At 57.5% G+C, this 6,109-nt stretch carries 6 protein-coding genes; 4 read left to right on the top strand and 2 right to left on the bottom strand.

Annotated elements, in window-relative coordinates:
- Nucleotides 1-438: 438 nt before the first annotated feature.
- Entirely contained in the window at nt 439-1,074 is a 636-nt protein-coding gene (locus tag ABX749_RS18080) for an alpha/beta fold hydrolase (protein WP_372897193.1), read from the top strand.
- Nucleotides 1,075-1,129: 55 nt separating this feature from the next.
- A complete protein-coding gene (locus tag ABX749_RS18085; protein ID WP_372897194.1) occupies nt 1,130-1,348 on the top strand; it encodes a hypothetical protein in 219 nt (72 codons plus the stop codon).
- 114 nt (nt 1,349-1,462) lie between these two features.
- Here the strand turns inward: ABX749_RS18085 and ABX749_RS18090 are convergent, their stop codons facing one another.
- Nucleotides 1,463-3,076: a sulfatase gene (locus tag ABX749_RS18090; RefSeq protein ID WP_372897195.1), complete on the bottom strand. Its 1,614-nt coding sequence runs from the start codon at nt 3,074-3,076 to the stop codon at nt 1,463-1,465.
- 132 nt (nt 3,077-3,208) lie between these two features.
- Nucleotides 3,209-3,748, bottom strand: coding sequence for a Uma2 family endonuclease (locus ABX749_RS18095; RefSeq protein WP_372897196.1), 540 nt, complete (start codon nt 3,746-3,748; stop codon nt 3,209-3,211).
- 333 nt (nt 3,749-4,081) lie between these two features.
- Between ABX749_RS18095 and ABX749_RS18100 the strand changes: the two genes are divergently transcribed.
- On the top strand, nt 4,082-5,440 hold the full coding sequence (locus tag ABX749_RS18100) for a family 16 glycoside hydrolase (RefSeq protein WP_372897197.1): 1,359 nt from the start codon (nt 4,082-4,084) through the stop codon (nt 5,438-5,440).
- A gap of 291 nt (nt 5,441-5,731) precedes the next feature.
- A partial coding sequence (locus ABX749_RS18105) for a hypothetical protein (RefSeq protein WP_372897198.1) occupies nt 5,732-6,109 on the top strand: 378 nt, incomplete at its 3' end.

Below are 6,109 nucleotides of genomic sequence, written 5' to 3' on the forward strand. Positions count from 1 at the left end.
CAAATTGAAAATTGAAAATTGAAAAATGCAAATTTGCAATTGGAAGTTTTCATTTTGAAATTTTCAATCTCTTGCTCCGTGTCCTACAACGGGGAAACGGGTGCCAGGCATTACAGGAATGAAATCTGCGCAAAGGAATAAGGTCGTCAACCCCGAACTTTAAGCAGCCCAGGCTTGCGCCCTGCCGCTAACACCTCGTCATACGCAGGAAGTAAATGATTCACAGCGTTGCCCGTTCGGGGTCGTAGAGTGGGGTCGGTGGGCGGTGGATTCGGTCTGCGAAGACGGACTTGCGTCTGGCGATCGGTTACATTGACCATCAGCGGCGATGGTACGGGCTGTCGTCGCGGCCGGACGTGCGGACCATCCGTTGCACTCGCAGGCACGGAGTCGGCGTCCATCAAATACACAATTGCGTTCGCTGAGCTGCGTTGAGCGGTGGATGTTCGCCGATCAGAAACCTTGTCCAAAATATCGCTTCGAGTTGTCCATGGTTTTGCCGTGGCGTCGTTTTTTTTTCGACCGCTTATCAGTCGTCTTTCCAGTGATTCATCTCACGCAACGTTGTTTCGCTATCCAAGTGTTGGACTGTCGCTCGAGGACATCGTTGCGAAACTGTCGTTAAATCTGCGAGAACAACCACCTGATGCGATCGTCGCTCATAGCCTCGGATGTGTTGCGACCTGGCTCGCGGTCCACGAGGCCAAATGGAACGGGCCAATCGTCATGCTGGCTCCGCCCTTCTCCACGATCCCCTCTACGCGTCTCCTTCCTCGATTCCTGCGTTGGCCATTCGCCCCCTTGCTAGATCATCGGGCGCTCACTGCTGCGTCGGGATTTCAACTACCAAAACTGACTGCGTGCCCTATGATGACTGTCGCTGGGCGTTTCGACTTTTCAGTGCCACTGTCTTGCACCCGTCATGGTAATCTTGAAGAATCGCTGGTTACGTTTGATACACACAACTCGATGCTTTTTTCGTCATCGGTTGCAACAGCGTGTTTGGATTGGGTCGTACGCAATCACACCGCGAGTGATTTGAGGATGGACAACGAGTCGATGGGGCGTGGTTGATGAAGTGGGTGATCACTCGCTACGACGCCGTCCGGGGGCGATGGGTTCAATGTGTATGAGCGAAGAATCACCGACGGAGCGTCCATCGTCATCCAAGCCGCAGTTCTCGATCCGCGGGCTTTTGAAATTCACCAGCTACTCTGCGGTATTAATCTACATCGTCTGGAGATCATGGGGCCATCTCGGCTCGACTGCACTCCTGTTCTTGCTGCTGTCTCCATTCATCTTTTTTGCTGAGATCGTGGATTGGATTCTCGGCGTTAAGAAGCGGTGACGTTTGTTGTCACACTTAGGGACTCGCTGCGGCGCCAAATCATCGCCGTCGTCGCGACGATGATAGGCTTTTTTGCTCAAAGACTTTGCTGACGGAGCGAACCGGCGCAGATCACTACTTCTTCTTTTTCGCCTGGTTCCTCGGTTGGCGGTTGCGGGCTGTGCCCGGATCCGAATCTTCGGGAACGCCGAACTGTTCCCTGGCCGCGGCCAGCTGTTTCATCAGCCGCTTTTGGACATCGGCGTAGTCGGTGCTTCCGTACACGCTTTGCAGTTCGTTCGGATCGGCTTTCAGATCGAACAATTCCCAATCGTCGATCGTCTTGCCTTCGAGTGCATAGTAGTGAATCAATTTGTGCCGTCCGTCCGTGACGCCGTAATGACGCGCGACGTTGTGGGCTCCGGGGTTCTCGTAATAGTGATAGTAGAAAACCTGACGCCAATCGTCCGGCGTGTTGCCTTGGAACAGCGGCACGAGTGATCGGCCTTGCATGTCGCTGGGCACGTCCACACCGGCCAGGTCCAGGAACGTTTCGGCGAAATCCAAATTCGAAGTGATGTCGTTGTTGGTCGATCCCGGCGCGATCTTGCCGGGCCAGCGTGCCAATAGTGGTGTGCGAAGCGATTCTTCGTACATCCAACGTTTGTCAAACCAACCGTGTTCGCCCAGATACCAGCCTTGGTCGGAGGAATAGATCACGACGGTGTTTTCGGCCAGTCCGCTTTCGTCCAGGTAATCGAGCACTTGGCCGATGCCGTCATCGACGCTTTTGACGCAGCGCAGGTAATCTTTCACGTAACGCTGGTACTTCCACTTGATGATCTCTTCTTCGGTCATCGAGTCTTTGGCGGCTTCGAACGCCTTGTTCTTGGGGCCGTAGGCGGCGTCCCATGCGATCTTCTGTTGGTCGTTCATGTTGCCATATCCAGACAACTTCAGGTCGTTGGCGTTCAAGTGGGTCTTGATCGTCATCGTCTGCCGACTGGCCGATTGGGTGCGTCCCTGGTAGTCGTCCCACAAGGTTTCCGGTTCGGGAATCGTCACGTCGTCCAGCCAGGTCAAGTACTTGGGCGCCGGTCTCCAATTTCGGTGGGGCGCCTTGTGTTGGTACATCACCATGAACGGCTTGTCGGGATCGCGATCCTGCTTCAGCCAGGCGAGCGTTTTGTCGGTGATGATTTCGGTGGTGTATCCGGTATGCGGTCGCGTGACCGGTTGTCCATCGGGACCTTCGGTGATCATCGGCGGGTTGTAGTACGGGCCTTGGCCTTTCAAGACGTCGTAGTAGTCATACCCTTGGGGCGTGGTCGCCAGGTGCCACTTGCCGATCACGGCGGTCTGGTAGCCCGCCGCCCGCAGCAGCTTGGGGAACGTTTGCTGGTCGCCGTTGAATTTATTTCCGTTGCGGATGAAGCCGTTCAAGTGGCTGTACTTGCCGGTCTGGATGACGGCTCGGCTGGGGCCACAGATTCCGTTGGTCACATAGCAGCGGTCAAACCGCATGCCCTCGCGGGCGATGCGATCCATGTTGGGCGTCGTGATCCGCGTCGGGTCGTAGGCACTGAGGGCTTGGGTGCAGTGGTCATCGGTAAAGATGAACACGATGTTGGGCCGCTGAGACTCAGCCGCGGAGGCGACGGCGGTCACGCCGATGACAGCGCAGAGCGACAAAATCAGTGCCAGAGAGGAACGCCAGCGAGGAAATCGATTCGGTGGGGACGCGATCATCGGCGGATCCGGAGAGGTGCGAAGGCAGGGGAAATCGTACGAGGATGTCACTGATGGTAGCCGCTCAGATCACCGCAGACAAATCTGCGTGAAAAAGAGTGTAGGGGCGCTGATTTGAACCGAACATCGTTCTCAGCGCGACAGCCAGCCAAAGTCCACGACTAGTCGACAGTGGTCGCAGATCGAGAGTTGGACGTGTTGAGCGACGGGAACGGATTCGTATTCGCCCCGGTCGCTGAGCCGAAGCAGTTGGACCGAGGAATCGTTTGGGTCGGCGATCAGATACCAGGGAACGTCATTCTGTTGATACAGCGATCGCTTCTGATTGGTGTCGCGGTCTCGCGTGGAGTCGGACAAGACTTCGACGATCATCGCCGGCGTCGATTCAATGTGCCCGTCGGGAGGTCCTCCGCAAAGGACGCTTGCATCGGGGCGGACAATGGTATCGTCCGAGATGATCCAGTCGATCTCAACGAGCACGCAGGCATCGCACCGGGCTTGATCGATTGCGATCGTCAGCGCCGTACAAAGTTTGACGAGCAGTCCACCGTGTCGGCCGAACGGGCTGGGCGTCATCGCGACGGCGGTTCCGTGCCACAATTCCCAGTCGCCCTCCCAAAGACGGTAATCCGCGACGGTGTAGTGCGGGAGATATCGGGCAGCTTCACTCATCCATCACAACTCGAGGGACAACCGGGCGGTTAGGAAACGAACATGACACGCGTCAGTTTAACATGAGTCGGGCGGGGCCGTGAATTGCCGGATCACATCGAATCCGTCTCCACCTCGGTTTACCCTGCGGTGCGACGCCCGGCACACGCGTTCACCCGCTCGGCGTGACCCCCTGCGACGAATTTTTGGGCTCAACGTGGTGCCTGCGTACCGCGCGAATTAGACTCTTGTGCTGCGAGCCGGCCGTTCGAGATCGAATCGGATTCGGATGGCTCACGCGACTCGCTGCAGATCTCCCCGCCTCGGTTCCACGCTTTTGGCCTATTGCCCCCCATGTCACTGCACCTGAACAAGTTCGGATTCCATACCGCTGCGGCGTTGCTCGTCGCGGCGATGTTGCTGATTCCCGCCGCCAGTTTTGCCCAGAAACCGACCGTCATCCCTGGCAAAGGGCCGGCCTACACGGTGCCGCCGGAAAAGGAACCAAATTATCCGTTGATGGGGGAGTTCGTCGGCCAGATCGGGGCCAAAGGCGAAAAGAAAAAGAAACAGAGCGTGGCGTTGCAAATCCGCCCGGTCGCGGGAGACCAATTCCATGCGATCGCGTTTTACGGCGGGCTGCCGGGGCAGCCCAACCACCAAAGCGAAGAGATGCGGCTGATCGGGCTCCGGGGCAACGACAGTCTGGTGCTTTCCGGTGGACCCTGGGCAATCTTTGTCGACCCCAAGGGCTGCAATCTGGTCAGTTCCAGCGGCAAGTTGCTCGGACGACTCAAACGCGTTCACCGTGTCAGCCCCACGCTCGGTGCCAAAGCTCCCGAGGGTGCCACTGTCTTGTTCGACGGCACCAGCGTCGACCACTTCGTCAAAGCCGAGATGACCGATGACGGATTGCTCAAGCAAGGCGCGATGATCTCGCCGATGTTCCAAGATTTTGACCTGCACGTCGAATTTCGTTTGCCCTACATGCCACAAGCCGAAGGCCAACAGCGCGGCAATAGTGGCCTGTACCTGCAGAGCCGCTACGAGTGCCAGGTACTCGATTCGTTCGGAACCGAAAAGATGTACAACGGCCTCGGGGCTCTGTACCGCATGAAAGCCCCCGACGTGAACATGGCACTGCCGCCGTTGGTCTGGCAAACCTATGACGTCCATTTCACTGCACCACGCTGGGCCGCCGACGGCAGCAAGATCCGCAACGCACGCGTGACCAGTTGGGTCAACGGCGTCAAGGTGCAAGATGACGTCGAACTGGCTACTAAGACCGGTGCCGGCAAACCCGAAGAACCGACGTTGTCACCGATCAACATTCAAGATCACGGCGACCCCGTCCGTTTCCGGAACATTTGGATCGTCGACCGCGGCATCACCACGGTCGATTTCCCCGTCATCGCCTCCAAAAAGGAACGTCAAGAAGCGGCCAAGCTGGAGTGGAACGAAAAGCCGAAGCCTGAGGAACCGGCCAAAGAGGCGGCGCCCGCTGAGAAGGCTGAGAAAAAAGACGCCGCCAAATCGGATCCAAAGCCAGCGGAAAAGGCCGACGCGAAGCCTTCAGCGAAACCGGAGGTGAAGGAGGCAGGAAAGCCGGAGGTAAAGGAGGCAGCGAAGCCGGAGGTGAAGGAGGCAGCGGACGCGACGCCTTCTAAGGATGAAAAGCCGCAGGCCGAGAACCCCAAGTCGGAGCAAAACTAGCGGCAAGGGATGCGGCCTAGAAAGGACGTGGTCAAAAAATTGATTGGTCAAAAAATTGATTGGTCAAAAAATGGGGTGGTCAAAAAATGGGGTGGTCAAAGGGATGGCGCCGGCTCGGGTTTTCATTTTTTGACCACCCAATGTTTTGACCCATTGCTCCAGTTCTCCTGTCGCTGATTCGCCGGGCGGTCCAGATTGATCTTGCGCCGCGGGGGCGTTTTGGCGTACTCTCGTCCGCAGCGCTTTTCAGGTGAAGGGATTTCTGTGCGCAGGCACAAGGATGTGATCGTGGTGAGAGACGACTATTTGCTAGATGATCTCGAGCGTTCTCAGCTCGATGCCACGCGGCGACGACGTTCCAATCGCTCCCGACGCTACTACCGAATGCTGCTGCTGGCACTCGGATTTCTCGCCCTGTTGGCGCTCGCGGCTCCCAGTTTGGTCAGCCACACCGGCGTCGCCCGGTCCATGCTTGCCTCGAAAGCTCAGGCCTACGGCTGGACCGCCTCGGCCGATTCGATCGATGTCGGCTGGATCACTCCGCTATCGATCCGTGGGCTCAAGCTGGTCGGCCCATCGGGCGAAACGGTGATCCAAATCGACCGCGCCGACACCGCGTTGACGGTGATGGAACTGCTGGGATTGGATCCGGCGGCGGTCGGTGAAGTG

The sequence above is a fragment of the Stieleria sp. genome (assembly GCF_041595215.1).
In the GTDB taxonomy this organism is placed as follows: domain Bacteria; phylum Planctomycetota; class Planctomycetia; order Pirellulales; family Pirellulaceae; genus Stieleria; species Stieleria magnilauensis.